22 protein-coding genes are annotated in these 22877 nt (G+C 71.6%); 14 read left to right on the top strand and 8 right to left on the bottom strand.

What is annotated here, in order from left to right; translation table 11 throughout:
- Positions 1–40: 40 nt before the first annotated feature.
- Entirely contained in the window at positions 41–997 is a 957-nt protein-coding gene (meaB, locus tag ABZ340_RS24180) for a methylmalonyl Co-A mutase-associated GTPase MeaB (RefSeq protein WP_358783898.1), read from the top strand.
- A gap of 535 nt (positions 998–1532) precedes the next feature.
- On the opposite strand, the gene ABZ340_RS24175 is transcribed toward meaB, so the two are convergent.
- On the bottom strand, positions 1533–2162 hold the full coding sequence (locus ABZ340_RS24175; protein ID WP_358783897.1) for a PepSY domain-containing protein: 630 nt from the start codon (positions 2160–2162) through the stop codon (positions 1533–1535).
- Positions 2163–2278: 116 nt separating this feature from the next.
- On the opposite strand from ABZ340_RS24175, the gene ABZ340_RS24170 reads away from it, so the two are divergent.
- Both ABZ340_RS24170 and ABZ340_RS24165 read left to right on the top strand, forming a co-directional pair.
- Positions 2279–3001: a response regulator transcription factor gene (locus ABZ340_RS24170; protein ID WP_358783896.1), complete on the top strand. Its 723-nt coding sequence runs from the start codon at positions 2279–2281 to the stop codon at positions 2999–3001.
- On the top strand, positions 2998–4392 hold the full coding sequence (locus tag ABZ340_RS24165) for a HAMP domain-containing sensor histidine kinase (RefSeq protein ID WP_358783895.1): 1395 nt from the start codon (positions 2998–3000) through the stop codon (positions 4390–4392). The genes ABZ340_RS24170 and ABZ340_RS24165 overlap by 4 nt, the downstream gene beginning before the upstream one ends.
- A gap of 11 nt (positions 4393–4403) precedes the next feature.
- Here ABZ340_RS24165 and ABZ340_RS24160 read toward each other — a convergent pair whose 3' ends face one another.
- From ABZ340_RS24160 to ABZ340_RS24145, 4 genes are all read right to left on the bottom strand, one after another.
- Entirely contained in the window at positions 4404–4880 is a 477-nt protein-coding gene (locus ABZ340_RS24160; RefSeq protein ID WP_358783894.1) for a MarR family transcriptional regulator, read from the bottom strand.
- A gap of 95 nt (positions 4881–4975) precedes the next feature.
- Positions 4976–5773, bottom strand: a complete 798-nt coding sequence (locus ABZ340_RS24155; protein ID WP_358783893.1) for an AIM24 family protein — start codon at positions 5771–5773, stop codon at positions 4976–4978.
- The gene (locus ABZ340_RS24150; RefSeq protein ID WP_358783892.1) at positions 5770–6420 is read right to left on the bottom strand and encodes an AIM24 family protein; all 651 of its coding nucleotides are present in this window, start codon (positions 6418–6420) and stop codon (positions 5770–5772) included. The genes ABZ340_RS24155 and ABZ340_RS24150 overlap by 4 nt, the downstream gene beginning before the upstream one ends.
- A 1-nt stretch (position 6421) precedes the next feature.
- Positions 6422–7054 carry an AIM24 family protein gene (locus ABZ340_RS24145; RefSeq protein ID WP_358783924.1) on the bottom strand — a complete coding sequence of 211 codons (633 nt, stop codon included), beginning with the start codon at positions 7052–7054 and terminating at the stop codon, positions 6422–6424.
- 213 nt (positions 7055–7267) lie between these two features.
- Here ABZ340_RS24145 and ABZ340_RS24140 point away from each other — a divergent pair, with 213 nt between their 5' ends.
- The 4 genes from ABZ340_RS24140 to ABZ340_RS24125 all read left to right on the top strand — a co-directional run bounded on the left by ABZ340_RS24140 (position 7268) and on the right by ABZ340_RS24125 (position 11940).
- A complete protein-coding gene (locus ABZ340_RS24140) occupies positions 7268–7612 on the top strand; it encodes a DUF3817 domain-containing protein (RefSeq protein WP_358783891.1) in 345 nt (114 codons plus the stop codon).
- Complete coding sequence (locus ABZ340_RS24135; protein WP_030187368.1) at positions 7609–7902, top strand: MTH1187 family thiamine-binding protein; 294 nt, start codon at positions 7609–7611, stop codon at positions 7900–7902. Before ABZ340_RS24140 ends, ABZ340_RS24135 begins: the two co-directional genes overlap by 4 nt.
- 267 nt (positions 7903–8169) lie before the next feature.
- On the top strand, positions 8170–9981 hold the full coding sequence (locus ABZ340_RS24130) for a cellulose synthase catalytic subunit (protein WP_358783890.1): 1812 nt from the start codon (positions 8170–8172) through the stop codon (positions 9979–9981).
- 3 nt (positions 9982–9984) lie between these two features.
- On the top strand, positions 9985–11940 hold the full coding sequence (locus ABZ340_RS24125; RefSeq protein ID WP_358783889.1) for a kelch motif-containing protein: 1956 nt from the start codon (positions 9985–9987) through the stop codon (positions 11938–11940).
- Between the two features lie 43 nt (positions 11941–11983).
- Here ABZ340_RS24125 and ABZ340_RS24120 read toward each other — a convergent pair whose 3' ends face one another.
- A complete protein-coding gene (locus ABZ340_RS24120; protein WP_358783888.1) occupies positions 11984–12982 on the bottom strand; it encodes a glycoside hydrolase family 6 protein in 999 nt (332 codons plus the stop codon).
- A gap of 203 nt (positions 12983–13185) precedes the next feature.
- On the opposite strand from ABZ340_RS24120, the gene ABZ340_RS24115 reads away from it, so the two are divergent.
- The 3 genes from ABZ340_RS24115 (at position 13186) to ABZ340_RS24105 (ending at position 15876) form a co-directional block, all read left to right on the top strand.
- Positions 13186–13695, top strand: a complete 510-nt coding sequence (locus tag ABZ340_RS24115; protein WP_358783887.1) for a MarR family transcriptional regulator — start codon at positions 13186–13188, stop codon at positions 13693–13695.
- 63 nt (positions 13696–13758) lie between these two features.
- Positions 13759–14100, top strand: coding sequence for a DUF3817 domain-containing protein (locus ABZ340_RS24110; protein ID WP_358783886.1), 342 nt, complete (start codon positions 13759–13761; stop codon positions 14098–14100).
- A gap of 75 nt (positions 14101–14175) precedes the next feature.
- On the top strand, positions 14176–15876 hold the full coding sequence (locus tag ABZ340_RS24105) for a methylmalonyl-CoA mutase family protein (protein WP_358783885.1): 1701 nt from the start codon (positions 14176–14178) through the stop codon (positions 15874–15876).
- A gap of 132 nt (positions 15877–16008) precedes the next feature.
- Here the strand turns inward: ABZ340_RS24105 and ABZ340_RS24100 are convergent, their stop codons facing one another.
- On the bottom strand, positions 16009–16653 hold the full coding sequence (locus tag ABZ340_RS24100) for a TetR/AcrR family transcriptional regulator (RefSeq protein WP_358783884.1): 645 nt from the start codon (positions 16651–16653) through the stop codon (positions 16009–16011).
- Positions 16654–16908: 255 nt separating this feature from the next.
- On the opposite strand from ABZ340_RS24100, the gene ABZ340_RS24095 reads away from it, so the two are divergent.
- From ABZ340_RS24095 to ABZ340_RS24080, 4 genes are all read left to right on the top strand, one after another.
- On the top strand, positions 16909–17886 hold the full coding sequence (locus tag ABZ340_RS24095) for a tetratricopeptide repeat protein (RefSeq protein WP_358783883.1): 978 nt from the start codon (positions 16909–16911) through the stop codon (positions 17884–17886).
- Positions 17887–18538: 652 nt separating this feature from the next.
- Positions 18539–19186: a DUF6230 family protein gene (locus ABZ340_RS24090; protein WP_358783882.1), complete on the top strand. Its 648-nt coding sequence runs from the start codon at positions 18539–18541 to the stop codon at positions 19184–19186.
- Positions 19187–19351: 165 nt separating this feature from the next.
- Positions 19352–19876: a DUF6114 domain-containing protein gene (locus tag ABZ340_RS24085; RefSeq protein WP_358783881.1), complete on the top strand. Its 525-nt coding sequence runs from the start codon at positions 19352–19354 to the stop codon at positions 19874–19876.
- A gap of 97 nt (positions 19877–19973) precedes the next feature.
- Positions 19974–21251 carry a hypothetical protein gene (locus ABZ340_RS24080; RefSeq protein ID WP_358783880.1) on the top strand — a complete coding sequence of 426 codons (1278 nt, stop codon included), beginning with the start codon at positions 19974–19976 and terminating at the stop codon, positions 21249–21251.
- A gap of 96 nt (positions 21252–21347) precedes the next feature.
- Here the strand turns inward: ABZ340_RS24080 and pyk are convergent, their stop codons facing one another.
- Positions 21348–22781 carry a pyruvate kinase gene (gene pyk / locus ABZ340_RS24075; protein WP_358783879.1) on the bottom strand — a complete coding sequence of 478 codons (1434 nt, stop codon included), beginning with the start codon at positions 22779–22781 and terminating at the stop codon, positions 21348–21350.
- Positions 22782–22877: the final 96 nt, after the last annotated feature.

Raw genomic sequence — 22877 nt, 5'->3', positions numbered from 1 at the left:
CCGGCTGACCAACCTTCTCCTTCTCGGGAACGGAGCTGTGATGCAGGACGTCTCCACGCTGGTGGCCCAGGCCAGGGAAGGCCGGCCGCGCGCCGTGGCCCGGCTGATCTCACTGGTGGAGGGGGCGTCCCCACAGCTGAGGGAGGTCATGGCGGCGCTGGCACCGCTGACCGGCGGGGCGTACGTGGTCGGGCTGACCGGGTCGCCGGGCGTGGGGAAGTCCACGTCGACGTCGGCGCTCGTGACCGCGTACCGCAAGCAGGGCAAGCGGGTCGGGGTGCTGGCGGTGGACCCGTCGTCGCCGTTCTCCGGGGGAGCGCTCCTCGGCGACCGGGTGCGGATGTCCGAGCACGCCTCGGACCCCGGGGTCTACATCCGGTCGATGGCGACGCGCGGGCACCTGGGCGGTCTCGCCTGGGCCGCGCCCCAGGCGATCCGGGTGCTGGACGCGGCCGGGTGCGACGTGGTCCTCGTCGAGACGGTCGGGGTCGGGCAGTCGGAGGTGGAGATCGCCGCGCAGGCCGACACGTCCGTGGTGCTGCTCGCGCCGGGGATGGGCGACGGGATCCAGGCGGCCAAGGCCGGGATCCTGGAGATCGGCGACGTGTACGTCGTGAACAAGGCCGACCGGGACGGGGCCGACGCGACGGCGCGCGAGCTGAACCACATGCTGGGGCTGGGGGAGGCGCGCGGGCCCGGGGACTGGCGTCCGCCGATCGTCAAGACGGTCGCGGCGCGGGGCGAGGGCGTCGACGAGGTCGTCGAGGCGCTGGAGAAGCACCGGGCGTGGATGGAGGAACGGGGGGTGCTCGCGGAACGGCGGCTGGCGCGGGCCGCGCGCGAGGTGGAGACGATCGCGGTGACGGCCCTGCGGGAGCGGATCGGAGACCTGCACGGGGACCGGCGGCTGGGGGCGCTGGCGGAGCGGATCGTCGCGGGGGAGCTGGACCCTTACCGGGCGGCGGATGAGCTGGTGGCGGGGGTTACCGGGGGGTGACGGGTGCCTCCGGCGGTGGGCGGGGGGCCTGCGGCGGCCTGTGCGGGTGTCTTCGGCGGTGGGGGTGCGGGGTGCCTGCGGTGCATGTGCGGGTTCGGTGGGGGTGCGCGTAGCGCCGGGTGCCGGTGGGTGGGTCGGGCCGCGCCGGGGGGTGTCCGTCCTCGGAACGGCGCGGAATCGGTCTTCTGCCAAGGTGCCCGGGTTGACGCGCCAACCGCTGCGGGCGGACACCCCCGGCACGTCCCTTCCCGCCGCGGGCGACTGCGGGCCCGTCCCAACGGGGGCCGGTGCGGCAAGTCGCCCAGCCGCGGGCAGCCGGTACCGTCCAGCCGCGGGCAGCCGGTACCGTCCAGCCGCGGGCAGTCGTGCCTCCCCCGGTGCCTGAACGGCCTGGGAGGTGCCCCCAGGGCGGCACGGGTGGGCGCTGGGGGTACCCCCTGCTCGAAGAGCTTGGGGGAGGCAACCCGGCAGCGCCGGGCTGCGCGACCCACCCCGACGCCGGGCAACCGTGAACGTCGGGACCGCGTGGACGCCGTCAGTCGTCGTCGCGTTCCGCCGTGGCCTTGCCCGTCCTCAGGTCGACGTGCCAGTCGTGCTCGTCGTCCTGGCCGGAGCCGTGCGTCTCCACTTCCCAGCCCTTGGACCGGCCGTCCTCGTCCAGGTCCACCGACGTCACCTCACCGCCCTTGCCGGCGACGGCCTTCGCGGCGTCGGCGGCTGACACGGAGGCGCCCTTCAGGGCGGCCCGTACGGGGGCGGTGCCGTCGTCCTCGTCCTCGGTGTGGGTGTCGAGGACCTTGCCGGTGCCGGCGTCGACCGTGACGCTGCGCCAGACGTTGTCGGAGGTGAGGACGTCGACCTCCCAGACCGTGCGGTGGCCGTGGTCGTCGTCCTCGTCGTCCAGTTCGGCGGAGACCACCGTGCCGGTGGTGTGCCGGAGCGCGGAGGCGATGGCCTCCGGGGCCGCCACCTCGGCGGTGGACGCCCGCGCGGTGTCGTCGTCCCGGTCGCCGGCGTCGTCGTCGTGCGCGTCGTCGTCCGCGGCGCGCGTGTCCGTCTGCCGCGCCGGGGCCTCGTCGTCGGCCGTGGTCGCCAGCGCCGTCGCCGTACCGCCCCCGATCAGTGCGGCGGCCGTGAGGGCGGCGATCACGATGTTGCGCTTCATGGGGAGTCCTCCCGACTCGTTCGGCTTGCGACGTCGTCCACTGTCGCCGACCGACGCTGAGGGGAAGCTGAAGCCTCCTGAAGTGATCTTCAGGTTGGCTTTGCGACCCTTGACCCATGCGCCCATCCGTCACCCGCCACCACCCTGCCGGAGGCGCTCCGCGCCGCCCCTGTCGCCTCCTGATCGTCGAGGACGAGAAGCGGCTGGCCCTGTCGCTCGCCCGGGGACTGACGGCCGAGGGGTACGCCGTGGACGTCGTCCACGACGGGCGGGAGGGGCTGTACCGGGCCGCCGAGGGGACGTACGACCTCGTGATCCTCGACATCATGCTGCCCGGCCTCAACGGCTACCGCGTCTGCGCCGCCCTGCGCGCCGCCGGGCACGAGGTGCCGATCCTGATGCTCACCGCGAAGGACGGCGAGTACGACGAGGCGGAGGGGCTCGACACGGGTGCGGACGACTACCTGACCAAGCCGTTCTCGTACGTCGTTCTCGTCGCCCGGGTCAAGGCGCTGCTGCGGCGGCGCGGGCAGGCGGCCGGGGCCTCGTCCGTGTGGGTCTGCGGGGAGCTGAAGGTCGACACCGCGGCCCGCCGGGTCTTCCTGGAGGAGAGGGAAGTGGCGCTCACCGCCAAGGAGTTCGCCGTGCTGGAGCAGCTCGTGACGCGGGCGGGCGAGGTGGTGTCCAAGGGGGAGATCCTCGAACACGTGTGGGACTTCGCGTACGAGGGCGATCCCAACATCGTCGAGGTGTACGTCAGCGCGCTGCGGCGCAAGCTGCGGGCCGGGCTCATCCGGACCGTGCGCGGGGCCGGGTACCGGCTGGAGGAGTCGTCGTGAGGCGGCTGTTCGGTTCGGTGCGGGCCCGGGCGACGCTCGGCGCCACCCTCGTGGTGGCCGTCGCGCTCGTCGCGGCCGGGGCCGCCGTCCTGCTGTCCCTGCGGACGAACCTGCACGGCGAGGCCGGCACCCAGGCGGAGCGCTCGGCACGGGCGGTGGCCACCGAGCTCGCCGTCGGCAGGGCCTACGACGAGCTGCCGCTGGACGCCGAGGACCGGCCCGTGCAGGTCGTGGACGAGGACGGCAGGCTGGTCGCCGTCAGCGAGGACCTGGAGCGGATCGGGGGGACCGGCACCGGCGCGGTCCGGCCGCAGGCGGGTGCGGGCGCCCCTGAGGACGAGGGCGAGGAGGGGGAGCTGGAGCCCGGTGAGATCGGGGAGCGGCCCGCCTACAGCGACGGGTTCGCGACGATCGACGGGGAGACGGAGGACTACCGGTTCGCCGCGCTGCCCGTCGAGACCCCGGACCGGGGCACGCTCACCGTCTACGCCGGTGCCCCGCTGTCCGCCGAGCACAGTGCCGTGGGCAGCGCGCTGACCGCCATGCTGATCGGCTTCCCGCTGCTGCTCGCGGTCGTCGCGGGCGTGACCTGGCTGGTCACCGGGCGGGCGCTGCGCCCGGTCGAGGGCATCCGGCGCGAGATGGCCGCCATCACCGCCTCCGAGGACCTGGCGCGGCGCGTCCCGGTGCCGGACACCCACGACGAGGTCGCCCGGCTCGCGACCACGACCAACGAGACGCTGGCCGCGCTGGAGACGTCCGTGGAGCGGCAGCGGCGGTTCGTCGCCGACGCCTCGCACGAGCTGCGCAGCCCGATCGCCAGCCTGCGGACCCAGCTGGAGGTGGGCGCCGCCCACCCGGAACTGCTCGACCTCGGCGGCGCCGTCGAGGACACCGTACGGCTCCAGCGGCTCGCCGCCGACCTGCTGCTGCTCGCCCGGCTGGACGCGGGGGAGCGGCCCGCCGACGGGCGGGTGGACCTCGCCGCGCTGGCGCGGGAGGCGGCGGAGGGCAGGTCCGGGGTGACCGTGCGGGCGCAGGAGGGCGTGGCGGTGGCCGGGTCGCGGGGGCAGCTGGAGCGGGTGCTCGCCAATCTGCTCGACAACGCGCAGCGGCATGCCCGGTCGGTGGTCGAGGTGTCCGTGCGCAGGGAGGGGACGGCGGCCGTGGTCGGTGTCGCCGACGACGGGGACGGGGTGCCCGCGGGGGACCGGGAGCGCGTCTTCGAGCGGTTCGTGCGGCTGGACGCCGCCCGCAGCCGCGACGACGGCGGGGCGGGACTGGGGCTCGCCATCGCCCGGGACGTCGCCGTACGGCACGGCGGCACGCTCACGGTGCGCGACGCACCGGCGGGCGGAGCCCTGTTCGAGCTCCGCCTGCCGAGTGTTTAGGGCCGCACCGCTCAGGGCCGGCCGCGCTGGCCCCGCAGGTGCTCCGCGATGGGTTTGAGGGCCTTGTCGAGCTCGATGAGGGCTTCGGGGGAGAGCAGGTCGATGAAGTGCCGGCGCACCGACGCCACGTGGTGCGGCGCCACCTTCTTCATGGTCTCCAGGCCGTGCTCGGTGAGGACCGCGTAGAGCCCGCGGCGGTCGGACTCGCAGTTCTCCCGCCGTACCAGGTTCGCGTTCTCCATGCGCGTGATCTGGTGGGAGAGGCGGCTCTTGGACTGGAGGGTGGCGGAGGCGAGGTCGCTCATCCGCATCCGCACGCCCTCCGACTCGGAGAGGTTCACCAGGATCTCGTAGTCGTTCATCGTCAGGCCGAACGGCTGCAGGTCCTTTTCGAGCTGGTACGTCAACAGCTTGTTGACTTCCAGGTGGGTGCGCCAAGCACACTGCTCCGCATCGGTCAGCCAGCGGGTGGCCGTCTCGGTCTCCATGAATGAAGTCTACCTAAGAAGTTGAAAAGCGAACTAGTGAGAGGTTTCCCGTGACGGCGCGCACGCGTTCGACGTCACACTCCGCAGGTTACCGCTCACAGCCCGAAGCGGCGCTGGAGGTCGCCCAGCTGTCCGGGAAGACGTGGTGCCCCCGACTGCTGTCCTCCGGCGCCGTGCGCCCCGCCGCCGGGCACGCCCGCGTCGTGCGGAACCGCCCCGGTGGCCTGCTCCGCCATCAGCGTCTCCGACGACTGCAGCAGCACCGTCCCCGCGCCCACGAACTCGAACTGGTGCTCCTCTCCGGAGGTCCCGCCCAGGCCCGTCAGCGCACGTAGACCGCCCAGTACGCCGGTCATGTACCCGTGGTCGTAGTGGTGGCACGGCGAGGGGCAGTCGGCCCAGCCGACCAGTGCCTGCGGGTCCACCCGGAGCGGGGGTTCCATGAACACCACCGGGCCGTTGGACGCGGCCACGAACTTTCCGGTTCCGATCAGGGTCAGAAAGCCCGGCACGATCGACTGCTTGAGGGCGAGACTTGGCTGAAAAGCGAGCAGGTTGCCCGCGCGAATGGTCAGATTGCCGTCGTCCAGGTCGTACGAGTTCACGTCGAAGGCCCGGTCGGCGAGGAGCATCTTGCCCGCGCCCTGGGCCACGACCCAGTCGCTCGCGTGCAGAGGCGAATGGAACGACGTACGGACCAGGCGGTCCAGCCGGCCGTGCCCGATCCCGTTGAAGTCGATCGACCCGTAGTAGGCGATCATCTTCCCCTTCTGCAGGAACCACTGGCTCCCCTTGAGCTCCACGCAGAAGGTGTACGCGTTCACGTTGTCGTCGCCCGGCAGCGTCGCCGGGTCGTACACCACCGGGCCGCCCGCCGTCCCGTACATGCTCACAGCTTCTCCTCGGAGGCCTGGACGTACACCGCGCCGCTGCCGCTCAGCTCCAGCTGGAACCCTTCCCCGGAACCGCGGCCCACCATGTCGCGCCAGCCCAGCGCCGTGGACAGCCTGTTGCGTACGTCGCCGTGGTGGGCGACGTACGCCTGCGGGTCCACGTGCACCGGCCGCTGCGGGGTGATCGGGATCTCGAACACGCCCCCGTGGGCCATCACCGCCACCGCTCCGTGCCCCCGCAGCGCGGTCGTGAACAGCCCCTGCCCGCTGACCTGGCCCCGCACCATGCCCATCACGCCGCCCTGCGCGCCCAGGAACACCGTCCGCTGCTCCAGGGTGCCCTCGAAGGCCAGCAGCCGGTCGGCCTCGACGTACAGCGTGTCCCCGGACAGGCGGATGACCTGCACGTGGTGGCCGCCGTGCCCGAACAGCACCGTGCCGCTGCCCTCGACGGTCATCAGCGGGGTGTCCTCGTCGGCGACCCGGCGCCCGATCATCGACATGATCCCGCCCTGGCCGCCGGCCGTGCTGGGTGTGAAGGACACCTCCCCCCGATAGGCGAGCATCGCGCCGCGCTGGCTGAACAGCCGCTGCCCGGGCGTCACGGTCGCCTCGACCATCTTCGCGTTGATCTCCCGGAAGGTCATCTCACACGTCTCCCGCGATCGTGTTCCGCTCGCTCGGCTGGACGTAGACCAGCCCGTCCCCCTCGAAGCGGATCTGGAAGGCCTCCCCGCCGCCCTCCCCCAGGAAGGTGCGGAACGTCACCCCGGACTGGAAGGACTGCCGCACATTCCCCTGGTGCGCCACATAGGCCCCCGGATCGACCAGCAGGGGGTACTGCGGGCTCACCCGGAGCACCACCGCCGGGCCGTCCGACATGATCGCCGCCTGCCCGTGCCCCTCGACGGTCGTCGTGAACAGCCCGTTGCCCTGCGAGGCGCCGCGCGTCCCCGTGAAGCTGGTCCCCGTCCGCAGCCCGGCGTCCGCGGCCAGCAGGTTGCTCGACTCGACGTACAGCTTGTCCCCCTGGAGGCTCACGAGGCTGATCTCCGAGGCGCGGTCCGCGAACCAGCAGGTCCCGTGCCCCTTCGCCTCCATCATCGTCATCTGCTCGCCCGTGAGCCGCCGGGTGACCATCCCCCGGATGCCCTCACCGCCGCCGCTGAGCTTCTTGAAGGCCATCTCGCCGTCGTACGCGACCATCGAGCCGTTCTTCGCCTTCACGGCGTCCCCGGTCATGTCGACGGCGAGCACCTTGCTGCTCTGAAGTCGGAACATCGCCACGTTGCGACGGTATCCGCCGGACGGGTCCGCCGACAGGTCCCCCAGGGGGAGACGGACCCTGGCCGTCCCCCCGGATCCCCCCGGACCGGTTCCCTCCGGGGCCCGGGGTCGGGCACCGCGCGGCGGTTTGCCACAATGGACCGACGCTTGTGCGTGCGTTCACAAACCGTGCGACAGTTTCAGACCGTCTCCCACCGAAGGTGACCCGTGGACCTCAAGACCGCCACCGCCCTCCGCCGCCTCCGTCTGGTCTCGGCCCCCGAGGCGATCTCCTTCCTCCTGCTGCTGGTCTGCTCGGTGCTGAAGCGGACCACGGACTTCAACGCCGTCCCCGCGATGGGCATGATCCACGGCGTCCTCTTCATCCTGTACGTGATCTTCTGGGCCGACGCGTGGAACCGGGCCAAATGGCCCCTGAAGACCGCCGCCCTCTACTTCGTCCTGTCCGTCCTGCCCACCGGCGGGTTCTTCGCCGACCGCAAGCTGCGCCGCGAGGCCGAGAACGCGGTCATCGCCTCCCGCGCCCGCAAGGAAGGGATCGTCAACGCATGATCGTCGCCTTCTCCGTGACGCCGCTGGGCGTCGGCGAGGACGTGGGGGAGTACGTCGCCGACGCCGTCCGCGTGGTCCGCGAGTCCGGGCTGCCGAACCGCACCGACGCGATGTTCACGTCCGTCGAGGGTGAGTGGGACGAGGTCATGGACGTCGTCAGGCGCGCGGTGGCCGCCGTCGAGGCGCGGGCGCCGCGGGTGTCCCTGGTCCTCAAGGCCGACATCCGTCCCGGCGTGACGGACGGACTGACGTCCAAGGTGGAGACGGTGGAGCGGCACCTGGCCGGGTAGCCGCCCGCCGGGCGACCGGTCACCGGTCGCCCGGCGCCAAAGCGGCCGTCGGGGGTGGGCCGCGCGGCCCGGCTCACCCCTGCCGAGAAGGCGCTGCGCGCACCCTCGCCGAACCCGCACACGCGCCGCGGGCACCCCCGCCCACCGCCGGAGACACCCCGCCCCTACCCCACCCGCCTGGCCCCTCCCAGTTCGACACGCCCCCAAATCTCCCTTTTTGTATGGGTAGATCACTCCAGATCACTTCCCAAACAACTGGAGGGCGCTGTGCGGCCGGAGGGCTACGACTACGAAACCCACAGCCGCCTCGCCGGGCCCCTCACGGAGCCGTCCGGCCAGGCGTACCGGGTGCAGTACACCTCACTCCTCGCGCGCGAGCCGCACCGAATACGAGCCGTCCTCCTGATGAGCCTGGCGCCGCTGCTCACCGGCGCCCTGCTCGTCTACCTCGTCTGGCCGACGCACTGGGTCGAACGCGAGGGCGCCGACCGCTGGCTGACCGTTCTCGACGTCACCATGCTCATAGCGATCGGCCTGATCGAGCTGTTCATGGTGGTCAACGTCGCCTCCGTCGCCCACGCCACGATGGTCGCCCGCGACCCCGTCCCCGTCGTCCCCGAACCCGGCACCCGCGTCGCCTTCCTCACCACGTACGTCCCGGGCAAGGAGCCCCTCTCGATGGTCCGCGCCACCCTGGAGGGCGCGACCCGCATCCACCACACCGGCCCCCTCGACGTCTGGCTCCTCGACGAGGGCGACGACGACCAGGCCAAGGCCCTGTGCGAGGAGCTCGGCGTCCGGCACTTCACCCGCCGCGGCGTCCCCGAGTGGAACCGCGACACCGGCGTCCACAAGGCCCGCACCAAGCACGGCAACTACAACGCCTGGATCGCCATGCACGGCGACGCCTACGACTTCTTCGCCTCCGTCGACACCGACCACGTTCCGCTCCCCGGCTTCCTGGAGCGGATGATGGGCTACTTCCGCGACCCGGACGTCGCCTTCGTCGTCGGCCCCCAGGTGTACGGCAACTACCACAACCCCGTCACCAAGGCCGCCGAGTCCCAGCAGTTCCTCTTCCACGCGCTCATCCAGCGCGCCGGCAACCGCTACCGCGCCCCCATGTTCGTCGGCACCAACAACGTCGTACGCATCGAGGCCGTCAAGCAGATCGGCGGCCTGTACGACTCCATCACCGAGGACATGGCCACCGGCTTCGAGATCCACCGCCACCGCAACCCCCGCACCGGCCGCCACTGGGAGTCCGTCTACACCCCGGACGTGCTCGCGGTGGGCGAGGGACCGGCCTCCTGGACCGACTTCTTCACCCAGCAGATGCGCTGGTCCAGGGGCACCTACGAGACCCTCCTCAAGCAGTACTGGAAGGCACCCTTCCGGATGCGTCCGGGCCGCCTCCTCTCCTACACCCTGATGCTCGTCTACTACCCCATGACGGCCGTCAACTGGTTCCTCGGCATCCTCAGCTGCTTCCTCTTCCTCTGGTTCGGCGCCTCCGGCACCGAGGTCGCCGCCTCCGTCTGGCTGATGCTCTACAGCGACGCCGCCGCCCTCCAGATCGGGCTCTACCTCTGGAACCGCCGCCACAACGTCTCCCCGCACGAACCGCAGGGCTCCGGCGGCCTGGCCGGCATGGCGATGTCGGCGCTCTCCGCGCCGATCTACCTCAAGTCCTTCACGGAGGCGCTCCTGCGCCGCCCCAGCCGTTTCGTGGTCACCCCCAAGGGCGGCGACGCCAGCCCCGACCGGCTCCTGACCTTCCGTATCCACCTGTCGTGGGCGGCCCTCCTGGTCACCTCCCTGGCCGCCTCGGCCGTCCTCGACCACACCCACGCGGCGATGCGCACCTGGGCGGTCCTCGCCACGGCGATCTCCCTGGCACCGGTCGCCGTGTGGGCCGCCCCGCTGCTGAGGCGGCACTGGGAGCGCGGCCGGTTCGGGGAACGGCAGGCGGTGCCCGCCGCCTCGGGAGCGGCCACCCCGTCCACGGCCACCCCGTCCGTCGCCACTCCGTCCGTCGCCACCCCTTCGGTCTCCGGCAGCACGACAGGAGGCAACTAGGCCATGCCCTACACGCCCTCGCAGAAGACCAAGAAGACCGTCCTGGGCATCGGAGGCATAGCCGTCCTGGCCGGCCTCAACGCCCCGGCCGCCCTCGACTTCGCGGGCGATCAGTACCACGCGTACAAGATCTCCCGGCCCGCGTACAAGGCGAAGTACGGCTCCTGGAACCAGGTCGACATCCCGGAGGAGTACCGCACCAACGCCATCCACGCGGCCCTGCTGCACACCGGCAAGGTGCTGATCGTCGCGGGCTCCGGGAACGAGCAGAAGAAGTTCGACAAGGGCGAGTTCGACACCGTCCTGTGGGACCCGGAGAAGAACACCTTCAAGAAGATCCCCACCCCGGACGACTTCTTCTGCGCCGGCCACGCCCAGCTCCCCGACGGCCGCCTCCTGGTCGCCGGCGGCACCGCCCGCTACGAGCTGCTCGACGGTGAGGTGGAGCGGGCCGGCGGCGGCATGCGGGTGAAGAACGAGAACCCCGACAAGCCCGTGTTCCTGCCCAAGGGCACCCGCTTCCGCTCCCCGGCCGGAGTCGAGTACGTCTCGAAGTTCGACGTCACCGTCCCGAAGGCCAAGCGCTCCTTCGACGTCACGTACGACGAGCGCGGCGCGATGCGGCCCTGGCGGACCCAGGTCACCGCCAGCGAGGTGCGGGTCTTCGTCGAAGCCGTGGAGAAGGGACCGCTGTCGGTCACCGAACGCCAGGCCCAGTACGAGATCGTCGGCCTGGAGGGCAGGGACGCCGCCAACACCTACGGCCTCTCCGAGAAGATCACCCTGGAGAAGCAGGACTTCCAGGGCATCCGCGCCGCCTACGAGTTCGACCCGGTCGCCGAGAGGTACGTCCCCGTCGAACCGATGGACAAGGCCCGCTGGTACCCGACCCTCGTCGGCCTGGAGGACGGGCGGATCCTCGCCGTCTCCGGCCTGGACGACGTCGGCGTGATCGACCCGGGTGACAACGAGATCTACGACCCGAAGACGAAGAAGTGGTCACCCGGCCCCAAGCGGTACTTCCCGACGTACCCGGCCCTGTTCCTCACCAAGGGCGGCAAGCTGTTCTACCCGGCCTCCAACGCCGGGTACGGCCCCGCCGACCAGGGCCGCGAACCGGGGCTGTGGGACCTGAAGACGAACACCTTCCGGAAGGTGCCGGGCCTGACGGACCTGGACCAGACCGAGACCTCCGCGTCCGTCCTCCTGCCGCCGGCGCAGGACCAGAAGGTGATGATCCTGGGCGGCGGAGGCGTCGGGGAGTCCCGCAAGTCGACCCCGCGCACGGCCGTCGTCGACCTGAAGGAGGACAGCCCGGTCTTCAAGGACGGCCCCGACCTGCCGCAGGGCACGCGCTACCTGAACAGCGTGATCATGCCGGACGACACGGTGTTCACCTCCAACGGCTCCAGGGACTACCGCGGGCGCAGCGCCAGCAACATCCTCAAGGCGCAGTTCTACGACCCGAAGACCAACGCCTTCCGGGAGGCCGCCGCGCCGACGGTGGGCCGCAACTACCACTCCGAGGCGCTGCTGCTGCCCGACGGCCGGGTCGCCACCTTCGGCTCCGACCCGCTCTTCGACGACCAGCAGAACACCAAGCTCGGCCACTTCGAGCAGCGCATGGAGGTGTTCACCCCGCCGGCCCTGCACCGCAACGCCGCCCAGCGCCCCGTGCTCCAGGACGGCCCCCGGGAGCCGGACGGCGACCACCGCGTGACGTTCCGGACCGAGCACCCCGAACGCGTCGTCAAGGCCCGGCTGATGCGGCCCAGCGCGGTGACGCACACGACGGACGTCGAGCAGCGGTCCATCGAACTCGGGGTGACCAAGAAGGGCAAGGCGGTGACGTTCGACATCCCGCGCGACCGCACCCTGGTCCCGCCCGGCTGGTACATGCTGTTCGTCACGGACGCGCAGGGCACACCGTCGAAGGCGAAGTGGATCCACGTGAAGTGAAGCGAGGGGAAGCGAGGGGAGGGGAGCCCGCTCCCGGAGTCCCTCACGCCCTGGAGTTGCGCGCCAGCTCCAGGGCGTACTCCGGCCACCACTGCCCGGCGTCCGGCCCGCCCTCGCAGGTCCCGTCCGACTCGCCGGGCCGCTTGATCCACAGGTAGGCGTCGAGGAGGGGCTCGCCGGTGTCGGTCGTCGGCCGGGTGCCGAGCGCCCGGCCCGGCGGGTTGCACCAGGCGCCGGGCAGGGGACCGTTGCCGTTGCGGCTGCTGTCGACGACGAAGTGCTTGCCGCCGAGGTCCTTGGCGAGGGCCCGCCCGTAGGTCTTGGCGACCTCGTCGGTCTGGAAGTTGGAGACGTTGAGGGCGAAGCCGTCGGCGTGCGCGATCCCGGCCCGCTTCAGCGGCTCGACCAGTTTCCAGGGTTCCTTGATCCAGGCGGGGTTGCCCGCGTCCAGGTAGACCTTGGTGTTCGGCTGCCGTTTCAGCCGCTCGATCGCCTCACCCAGCAGCCGCTCCCGTTCGGCGTGCAGTTCGCCGGGCGTGCAGCCGTCGACGATGTGCGCGACCGCGTCGGGCTCCAGGACGACCAGGGCCTTGGCGTCGCCCACGGCGTCGGCGAACCTCCCGATCCACTGCCGGTAGGTCTCGGCGTCCGCCGCGCCGCCCGCGGAGTGCTGGCCGCAGTCGCGGTGCGGGATGTTGTAGGCGACGAGCAGGGCCGTCTTCCCCGCCTTGGCCGCCGCCCGGGTGGCCTTCCGGACCAGCGGCGCCGGGTCGATCTCGCCGGCCGGCCACAGCGCCGCCGGCTGGTCGGCGATCCGGCGCAGCAGCGCGGCGTCCTGGGTCCGCCCCTCCCGCTGCCACTGCCGGCTCTGGGCGGCGGCGGGGCTGTCCGGGTCGACCCAGAAGGGGGAGCCGGCCGGGCGGGCGGGTTTCTTGGAGGCGGCACCGGCGACGGACGCCTCGTCGGCGTCGGGCCCGGACGAGCAGCCCGCCGCGAGCCCGAGCGCCGCCAGTGCCGCGAGGGTGTGGATCAGCCGGGGCATGCCGCTCCCTGAGGACGAGTACAGAGATGATGACGTTCGGTGATGACCGTCGCCAATCGTGACATAGGGGGCGCGCCGTGCCCGGTATTGCCGCTGTTGCCGCGCCCTCGCCGCCCTCGTCCCGCCGCGCCCGGACGGCGGCCGTGGCCCGAGGGGCGAGACAGGGCTGCCCGGCATATGACCGGCCGGTAAGGTCTGGAGACGTGCCGAAGCCCCTCAGTCTCTCGTTCGACCCCATCGCCCGCGCCGACGAACTCTGGAAGCAGCGCTGGGGCAGTGTGCCGTCCATGGCGGCGATCACGTCGATCATGCGCGCGCACCAGATCCTGCTGGCCGAGGTCGACGCGGTGGTCAAGCCGTACGGGCTGACGTTCGCGCGGTACGAGGCGCTGGTGCTGCTCACCTTCTCGAAATCCGGCGAGCTGCCGATGTCCAAGATCGGCGAGCGGCTGATGGTGCACCCCACGTCGGTCACGAACACCGTCGACCGGCTGGTGAAGTCGGGGCTGGTCGCCAAGCGCCCCAACCCCAACGACGGCCGCGGCACCCTCGCCACCATCACCGACAAGGGCCGCGAGGTGGTCGAGGCGGCCACCCGCGACCTGATGGCGATGGACTTCGGCCTGGGCGTGTACGACGCGGAGGAGTGCGCGGAGATCTTCGCGATGCTCCGGCCGCTGCGGGTCGCGGCGGGGGACTTCACGGAGGAGTGACCGTCCGGGGCGCCGCGCGCCCCGCCGGAAGATCGCGCGAAACGGGCGGTTACGCTCGTTCCCATGAAAAAGAGCGTGCTGACCCGCTACCGGGTCATGGCGTACGTCACCGGTGTCCTGCTGGTCCTGCTGTGCCTCGGCATGATCGCCAAGTATGCGCTGACGATGGACGGTGCCGACGGCTTCACCCGTGTCGTCGCCATCGCGCACGGCTGGCTCTACGTCGTCTACCTGGTCTTCGCCTTCGACCTGGGCGCCAAGGCCAAGTGGAAGGTCGGCAAGCAGCTGTGGGTGCTGATCGCCGGCACCATCCCGACGGCCGCCTTCTTCGTGGAGCGGAAGATCAGCCGGGAGCTGGAGGCGAAGGCCGCGCAGGGCGCCGCCCCGGCGGTCGCGAAGGCGTAACCGGTCCGCCGTACGGACACCCGTACGGCGGTCAGCCGTCGACATTTACTAGGACGTCCTAGTAAATTCGTGGGTATGGACGCTGACGCCATAGAGGAGGGCCGCCGCCGCTGGCAGGCCCGCTACGACGCCTCGCGCAAGCGCGAGGCCGACTTCACCACGCTCTCCGGCGATCCCGTGGAGCCGGTGTACGGGCCGCGGCCCGGGGACAGGTACGAGGGGTTCGAGCGGATCGGCTGGCCGGGGGAGTACCCCTTCACCCGCGGGCTGTATCCGACCGGGTACCGAGGGCGGACGTGGACCATCCGGCAGTTCGCCGGGTTCGGGAACGCCGAGCAGACCAACGAGCGGTACAAGATGATCCTCGCCGCGGGCGGCGGGGGCCTGTCCGTGGCGTTCGACATGCCGACGCTGATGGGACGCGACTCCGACGACCCGCGCTCGCTGGGCGAGGTCGGGCACTGCGGCGTCGCGATCGACTCGGCGGCCGACATGGAGGTGCTGTTCCGCGACATCCCGCTCGGGGACGTCACCACCTCCATGACGATCAGCGGGCCCGCCGTGCCCGTCTTCTGCATGTACCTGGTCGCCGCCGAACGGCAGGGCGTCGCGCACTCCGTGCTCAACGGCACCCTCCAGACCGACATCTTCAAGGAGTACATCGCCCAGAAGGAGTGGCTCTTCCAGCCCGAGCCGCACCTGCGCCTGATCGGCGACCTGATGGAGTACTGCGCGGCCGGCATCCCCGCCTACAAGCCGCTGTCCGTCTCCGGCTACCACATCCGCGAGGCCGGGGCGACGGCCGCGCAGGAGCTGGCGTACACCCTCGCGGACGGCTTCGGGTACGTGGAGCTGGGTCTCAGCCGCGGCCTCGACGTGGACGTCTTCGCGCCGGGGCTGTCCTTCTTCTTCGACGCGCACGTCGACTTCTTCGAGGAGATCGCCAAGTTCCGGGCGGCCCGGCGGATCTGGGCGCGGTGGATGCGGGACGTGTACGGGGCGAAGAGCGAGAAGGCGCAGTGGCTGCGGTTCCACACGCAGACCGCCGGTGTCTCGCTGACCGCGCAGCAGCCGTACAACAACGTGGTGCGCACCGCGGTGGAGGCGCTGGCCGCCGTGCTCGGCGGGACCAACTCCCTGCACACCAACGCGCTGGACGAGACCCTCGCGCTGCCCAGCGAGCAGGCCGCCGAGATCGCGCTGCGCACCCAGCAGGTGCTGATGGAGGAGACCGGCGTCGCCAACGTCGCCGACCCGCTGGGCGGTTCCTGGTACGTCGAGCAGCTCACCGACCGGATCGAGGCCGACGCCGAGAAGATCTTCGAGCAGATCAAGGAGCGGGGCCTCAGGGCCCACCCCGACGGGCGGCACCCGATCGGGCCGATGACCTCCGGCATCCTGCGCGGCATCGAGGACGGCTGGTTCACCGGCGAGATCGCCGAGTCCGCCTTCCGCTACCAGCAGGCCCTGGAGAAGGGCGACAAGAAGGTGGTGGGCGTCAACGTCCACACCGGGTCCGTCACCGGGGACCTGGAGATCCTGCGGGTCAGCCACGAGGTGGAGCGGGAGCAGGTGCGGGTGCTGCGGGCGCGCAAGGCCGCCCGCGACGACGCGGCGGTGCGCGCCGCCCTCGCCGGGATGATCGACGCCGCGCGCTCCGGCGCCAACATGATCGAGCCGATGCTCCGGGCCGTACGGGCGGAGGCGACGCTGGGCGAGATCTGCGGGGCGCTCAGGGAGGAGTGGGGCGTCTACACGGAACCGGCCGGCTTCTAGACGGCCGTACGTACGGGGGCGCGGACGGGTGCTCCCCCCGGCGCGGCGGGGCGGGGGCGCGGACGGGTGCTCCCCTCCGGCGCGGCGGGCGGCCGTACCTGCCGGGCGGTCGCCCGCGCGCGGTGGTCGCGGTCAGCGCCGGCCGCCGCGCGCGCCGGTGCGGGCCAGCCCGTGCAGCAGGACCCGGGTGAAGCCGCGCGCCCACTCCTCGTCGGCCGGCTCCGCGCTCACCAGAGTGCGGTGGACCACCGCGCCGGCCACCATGTCGAAGATCAGGTCCACGGTGCGGGCGGTCTGCCGCGCGTCCGTCTCCGCGGGGAGCTCCCCGCGCCGCTGGGCGCGTGCCCGGCCCTCCCGGACCAGGCGTTTCTGCCGGTCGACGATGAGGGCGCGGATCCGGGCGCGCAGGGCGTCGTCGCGGGTGGCCTCCGCCACCACCGCCATCAGCCCGCTGCGGGCCTCCGGGCGCTCCAGGATCGCCGCGAACTGCAGGACGACGCCCTCGATGTCGGCGGCGAGGGAGCCGCGGTCGGGCAGACGGAGCTCGTCGAAGAGTTCCGCGACGGCGTCGACCACCAGTTCGTTCTTGCCCGGCCAGCGCCGGTACAGCGTGGTCTTCGCAACCCCGGCGCGGGCGGCGACGTCTCCCAGGGTGAGCTTGGACCAGCCCAGTTCGACCAGGGCCGCCCGGGTCGCGGCCAGGATCGCGGCGTCGGCCGCGGCACTGCGCGGGCGCCCGGCACGGCCGGCGCGGCCGGTGGGGGAGCGGGACTGCATCCCACGACCATAACCGCGCCTCCCGCGGGGTCGTGAGGGAGATCACCAGGGGAGGGTGTCCCCGGGGGCCCGGCCGGTATTACGCTACGACCCGTAGCGAAAGCTGCGGTGAGCGGCGCATCCGGCGTGTCCGGGGCGCGCACGCGAGCGACAACCACGGGCGTGGGGTGGGGACCCGGCGCCGCGGGGCCGTCCGACGGGCCCCGCTGTCACATCGTTTTTCACAGACGCGGCCGGACGGGGGAGGATAGACGCATGCAGCCACGGAACATGTCCATGAGCGGAGTCGTCGACCTCGCCGCGGTGAAGGCGGCCCAGGAGGCCAAGGCGAAGGCGGAGCAGGCGCGCGCCCAAGCGGCCCGGCAGGGCGGCGGCACCGGAGCCGTCTCCCCGGCCGATCTCGTCATCGACGTCGACGAGGCGGGCTTCGAGCGCGACGTCCTGCAGCGGTCCACCGAGGTCCCGGTCGTCATCGACTTCTGGGCCGAGTGGTGCCAGCCCTGCAAGCAGCTCAGCCCGGTGCTGGAGCGGCTCGCCGTCGAGTACAACGGGCGCTTCGTCCTCGCCAAGATCGACGTCGACGCCAACCAGCTGCTGATGCAGCAGTTCGGGGTCCAGGGGATCCCGGCCGTCTTCGCGGTGGTCGCCGGCCAGGCGCTGCCGCTCTTCCAGGGTGCCGCCGGCGAGACGCAGATCCGGCAGACCCTGGACCAGCTGGTGCAGGTCGCCGAGCAGCGCTTCGGCCTGACCGGTCTCACCGTCGACCCGGAGGCCGAGCCGGGCGGCGTCCCGGCCGCCCCCACCCGTCCCGCCGGCCCGCACGACGCCGCGCTGGAGGCCGCCGTACAGGCCCTGGACGCGGGCGACCTGGGCGGCGCCATCCGGGCGTACCAGAACGTGCTGAGCGACGACCCGGGCAACACCGAGGCCAAACTGGGCCTCGCCCAGGCCGAGTTGCTCCAGCGGGTGCAGAACCTCGACCCGCAGCAGGTCCGCAAGGACGCCGCCGAGAAGCCGGACGACGCGCAGGCCCAGATGGCCGCCGCCGACCTCGACCTCGCGGGCGGGCACGTGGAGGACGCCTTCGGGCGTCTCACCGAGACGGTGCGGCGCACGGCGGGCGACGACCGGGACGCCGTACGGCTGCGGCTGCTGGAGCTGTTCGAGGTCGTCGGCGCCGAGGACCCGCGGGTGATCGCGGCGCGCAGGGCGCTCGCGCGCGCCCTGTTCTGAGCGGGAGGCGAGCCTTCCCCTCCGGGCCCGCCCCCGGATCGCCCGGGCGCGTGACCCCTGGGTGACGGTGGGGCGACAGAGAGCCAGTGCGGCCGCGTTTTGCCAAATCTTGGCAATCGCGGCCGCTGTTACTGCCAGTAAGTCGGTGGTGGTGATCTGCCGGATCCTGTCCGGGAACAAGGCGGTTTGTCTCGTCGTCAGCTGCCACCGAGCGTCGCCGGGTGAGACCTGTGTGTCGTACATCGGTTATCCGGCCGTTACTAGCGAGTAACGAACCCCCTTGTGTCTGCGGCGAGAATGCACAACGATCGGCGACGCTCGGTCCATTCCCGTACCCGACAGCCAATCGGGTCGCGGGACTTCCTGGGTCCCCACCGAGCAGGGTCGGCGGCAGTGGGCGCCGGCTCTTGGGCAGGGGGGTCTTCGCTCACCCGGCGAAGCCTGTCCAGCAAGGTTGTGCGTGATGTGCGTCAGGCGCGACCAGTGGTTGTCGCTCGGGGGTGATCGCCGGTGATTCGGGCGCGTGGTGCGTGCCGTCGAGCGCGGGCGCTCTCCTTCCCGAGGACGTAGCACTTCTCCCATCCCTGCCCGGCCGAGCCGCCGTCTGGGGGCCGACCGGGGCCAGGAGATGTACGTCCGAGAAGGAGGAAATATGGAGTCCCAGGTGCGTGGCGGGACCAGATGGAAGCGGTTCGCGGTGGTGATGGTGCCCAGCGTGGCCGCCACGGCGTGTGTGGGCATCGGGCTGGCGCAGGGTGCCCTCGCGGCGTCGTTCGCCGTGTCCGGCCAGCAGTTCAAGGTGTCGGCCGGTCACCTGCACGGTGAGGGTTTCGCGCAGTACGGCGGCATAGACACCGGCTACACCACGACCAAGGGCGATGAGACGACGCAGCGTCCGGTCGCGATCTCGTCGTTCAAGTCCGCCCAGATCACCAAGATGTGCCAGTCGGTCAAGACGGAGATCCCCCTCATCGGGAAGACGATCTACCTCCGTCTGGACGCGGGGCCGAACGAGAAGCGCAAGGTCGAGGCCACGAACCTCTACATCGACGTCGCCCAGCTCGACGCCGACGCCGAGTTCAAGAACATCGACATCGGTGTGGCGGTCCAGGACCAGTCCAAGGGGCCTGCCGTCAAGGACAAGAGCGTGCTGCCGGGTGGCTTCGCCCAGCAGGCGGAATCGGCCGACCTCTACGACGTCAAGCAGACGGCGTGGGCGACCACGGCCGGCAGCTTCAAGCTCAGCGGTCTGAAGATGCGTCTCGGCACGGACCCCAAGATGGAGTGCTACCCGGGATGACGCAGGGCGGCTGAGCCGTCCCACAGGGCGGGGAACGGGTTTTCCTCCCGCTCCCCGCCCGGTGCCCTCGTACCGTGGGCGCCGCCTTCCCCCCACCCAGACTTCCGGCTTCTCCACGCGGCCGAGCCGGTATGTACGTCCACCGGACCCAGGGAGCTGTTTTCCATGAGTGCCGAAACTCCGGTCCAGAGCGCCGGGAACCTCACCCGGCTGCGACTGCGGTTCCGTGACTGGCGGGGCAGCCGGCCGTTCTGGGCAGGTCTGTTCACCCTGCTCGGCGGGGTGCCGATCGCCTACTTCCCGTATGCCACGCTCAAGTTGGGCACCATGTCGATCACCATGTCGACCACGGCCGGTGCCGGTTCGCTGATCATCGGCGTGCTGCTGATCACGCTCGGGCTGACGATGTGGTTCCAGGCGGCCACACGCGTCTTCGCGGGCGTCGCGGCGATCGTCCTCGCCCTGGTGTCCCTGGTGATCTCCAACATCGGCGGTTTCCTGGTCGGTTTCCTGCTGGCGCTGGTCGGCGGCGCGCTCGCCGTCTCCTGGGCGCCGGGCCGGCCGGAGCCGGCGGCGAGCGGACCGCAGCCGGCGGGCGCCCCGGGACCCGGCGGAACGGACGCCCCCGGAGGGAGCGGCCCGGACGGCCCCCGGGCCGAGGACCGCGACGGGGGGCACCGTGTCGGCTGACGAGATCCGGGACGACAGCAGCACGGGGGTGCCGCCGCAGGAGAGAACGGGGCCCCGCCACGCAGCCCCCAGAAAGCCGCTTCTGACCAGGTTTCACATGCCGGCCGGCCGGGCGATAGCCCTGGCGGCGATGCCCACGGCGGTCCTCATGGGGATGGGGTTCACGCCGACGCTGGCCCTTGCTGACAGCCCCTCGCCGTCGGCTTCGAACAGCCTGACGGCCGAGGAGTACGAGGCCTGTGTGGCCGCCTTGGAGAAGGGCGGCACGGCGAAACCGACGCCCTCCGCCTCGCCCGGCGAGGAGGAGAAGGGCGCGCAGGCGGTGCCTTCGGCCTCCGGCGGCACGGAGGACGGCACGCCCGTGGAAAGCGCGGAAAGCTCCGCCCCGGACAGGGCCCCTTCGCCGGATTCAGGTTCCGACGACGCGGCCTCCGAAGGCGGGCGGACCGGTTCCGCGGGACAGGGCGCGCGGGCGGCCGAGCCCTCCCCGTCCCCCTCCTCGTCCGTGAGCGCGCCGTCCGCCGGTGCGGGCGCCGCGGCCGGCTCCCCGCCGCCGGAGCCGAAGGGCGGCGGCCTGCTGGAGGGCATCGGCGACGCCATCGAGGACGCCTTCACCGGCGGCGGATCGCCGGAGAGCGCCGGCCCCACGCCCACCCCTTCGGCGTCCGCGTCCGGGAGCGCGGTCCCGTCCCCGTCCGCCTCCGCCGAGGACCCGGCGAAGGAGACGGAGGAGAAGAAGGCGGAGAAGTCCGCCGGCACGTCCGGTACGGCGGCCGAGAAGGGCGAGAGCGGGAAGGCTGCGGAGGAGACCGGGGAAACCGCGGGGGAGGCGACCGGGGAGGCCACCGCCTCGCCCAGTCCCAGCCCCAGCCCGTCGGCGAGCGCCTCCGCGGACCCCGCGGACTGCCCGATCGCCACGGACGCGGAGGGCGGCGTCGACAACGCCCTCCTGGTGCCCGACGACCCCTGGTACCTGGAGGCCAGTTCGCTGCTGCTGAAGGGCGCCGACTACCAGGGCATCGTCGAGGTGAAGACGGCGAACGGCACGACCAAGAGGGTGCTGAAGTACGTCGTCTCCGACGGCACCGACATCGGTGACCTGCACCAGATCGTCAAGGACCGGGGCAGCGGCAAGACCTACCACGTGCAGGCGGCCAAGGGTTCCACGTCCACCATCCGCGACGGCAAGACGATCATGTACACGGAGAGCATCTCCGGGAAGCTGCTCGGCCTGATCCCGATCACGTTCGACCCGGAGCACCCGCCGCCGCTGAACATCCCCCTGATCTACTTCACCGACGTCAAGGTCACCCAGGCCGGCCAGTTCGGCGGCACCCTGACCATTCCGGGGCTGCACCAGTACATCACCGACTGAGCACCTTCGTAAGCCCGTTCGGGAGCCGCACAACGCCGAGGGCGCCCCCTGCCGATCGCAGGGGGCGCCCTCGGTGCCGTACGCGGGCCGCGGACGTCAGTTGCCGCGGGTGCCCTCGCCCAGGTGGTGGACGCGGACCATGTTGGTGGTGCCGGGGACGCCGGGCGGCGAGCCGGCGGTGATCACGACGATGTCGCCCTCGCCGAACCGGCCGAGCTTGACCATCTCCTGGTCCACCAGGTCGACCATCTCGTCGGTGCTGTTGACGAACGGCACGACGTGCGGCTCCACGCCCCAGCTGAGGGTGAGCTGGTTGCGGGTGGACTCGTCGGTGGTGAACGCGATGATCGGCTGGGCCGCGCGGTAGCGGCACAGGCGGCGGGCGGTGTCACCGGACTGGGTGAAGGCCACCAGGCCCCTGCCGCCGAGGAAGTCGGCGATCTCGCAGGCGGCACGGGCCACCGAACCGCCCTGCGTGCGCGGCTTCTTGCCCGGGACCAGCGGCTGGAGGCCCTTGGAGAGCAGCTCCTGCTCGGCCGCGGTGACGATCTTCGACATCGTCTTGACGGTCTCGATCGGGTACGCGCCCACGCTGGACTCGGCGGACAGCATGACCGCGTCGGCGCCGTCCAGGATCGCGTTGGCCACGTCGGAGGCCTCGGCGCGGGTCGGACGCGAGTTGGTGATCATCGACTCCATCATCTGGGTCGCGACGATCACCGGCTTGGCGTTGCGCCGGCACAGCTCGATCAGGCGCTTCTGCACCATGGGGACCTTCTCGAGCGGGTACTCGACGGCCAGGTCGCCGCGGGCGACCATGACACCGTCGAACGCCAGCACGACGTCCTCCATGTTCTCCACCGCCTGCGGCTTCTCCACCTTGGCGATGACCGGGACGCGGCGGCCCTCCTCGTCCATGACGCGGTGCACGTCCTGGATGTCCTTGGCGTCGCGGACGAAGGACAGGGCGACCAGGTCGCAGCCCATGCGCAGCGCGAAGCGGAGGTCCTCGACGTCCTTGTCGGACAGGGCGGGGACGTTGACGGCCGCGCCGGGCAGGTTGATGCCCTTGTGGTCGGAGATGACGCCGCCCTCGATGACGATCGTCTTCACCTGGTGGCCGACGACCTCGGTGACCTTCAGCTCGACGTTGCCGTCGTTGATGAGGATCTGGTCGCCCTTGGCCACGTCGCCGGGCAGGCCCTTGTAGGTGGTGCCGCAGATCGTCTTGTCACCCGGCACGTCCTCGGTGGTGATGGTGAACTCGTCACCGCGCACCAGCTCCACCGGGCCCTCGGCGAAGGTCTCCAGCCGGATCTTGGGGCCCTGGAGGTCGGCGAGGACACCGACGGGCCGGCCCGCTTCCTTGGCGGCGGCCCGGAGGCGGTCGTACCGCCCCTGGTGCTCGGCGTGGGAGCCGTGGCTGAAGTTGAAGCGGGCCACATTCATGCCCGCCTCGATCAGCGCGACGAGCTGTTCGTGGGAGTCGACCGCGGGGCCGAGAGTACAGACGATTTTCGAACGGCGCATGGAGCGATCCTATCGGTTTGTTTCGCTGCGGAATATTCCGTCTGGCGGAAGATACAAATGGGCGCGTGGGTGCTCACCCGTGAATTCCTCTGCCTC

It is taken from the genome of Streptomyces sp. NPDC006134 (genome assembly GCF_040628835.1).
In the GTDB taxonomy this organism is placed as follows: Bacteria; Actinomycetota; Actinomycetes; order Streptomycetales; family Streptomycetaceae; genus Streptomyces.
The sequence above is the reverse complement of the archived record's forward strand: the minus strand, read 5'-3'. Positions and strand labels throughout refer to the sequence as shown.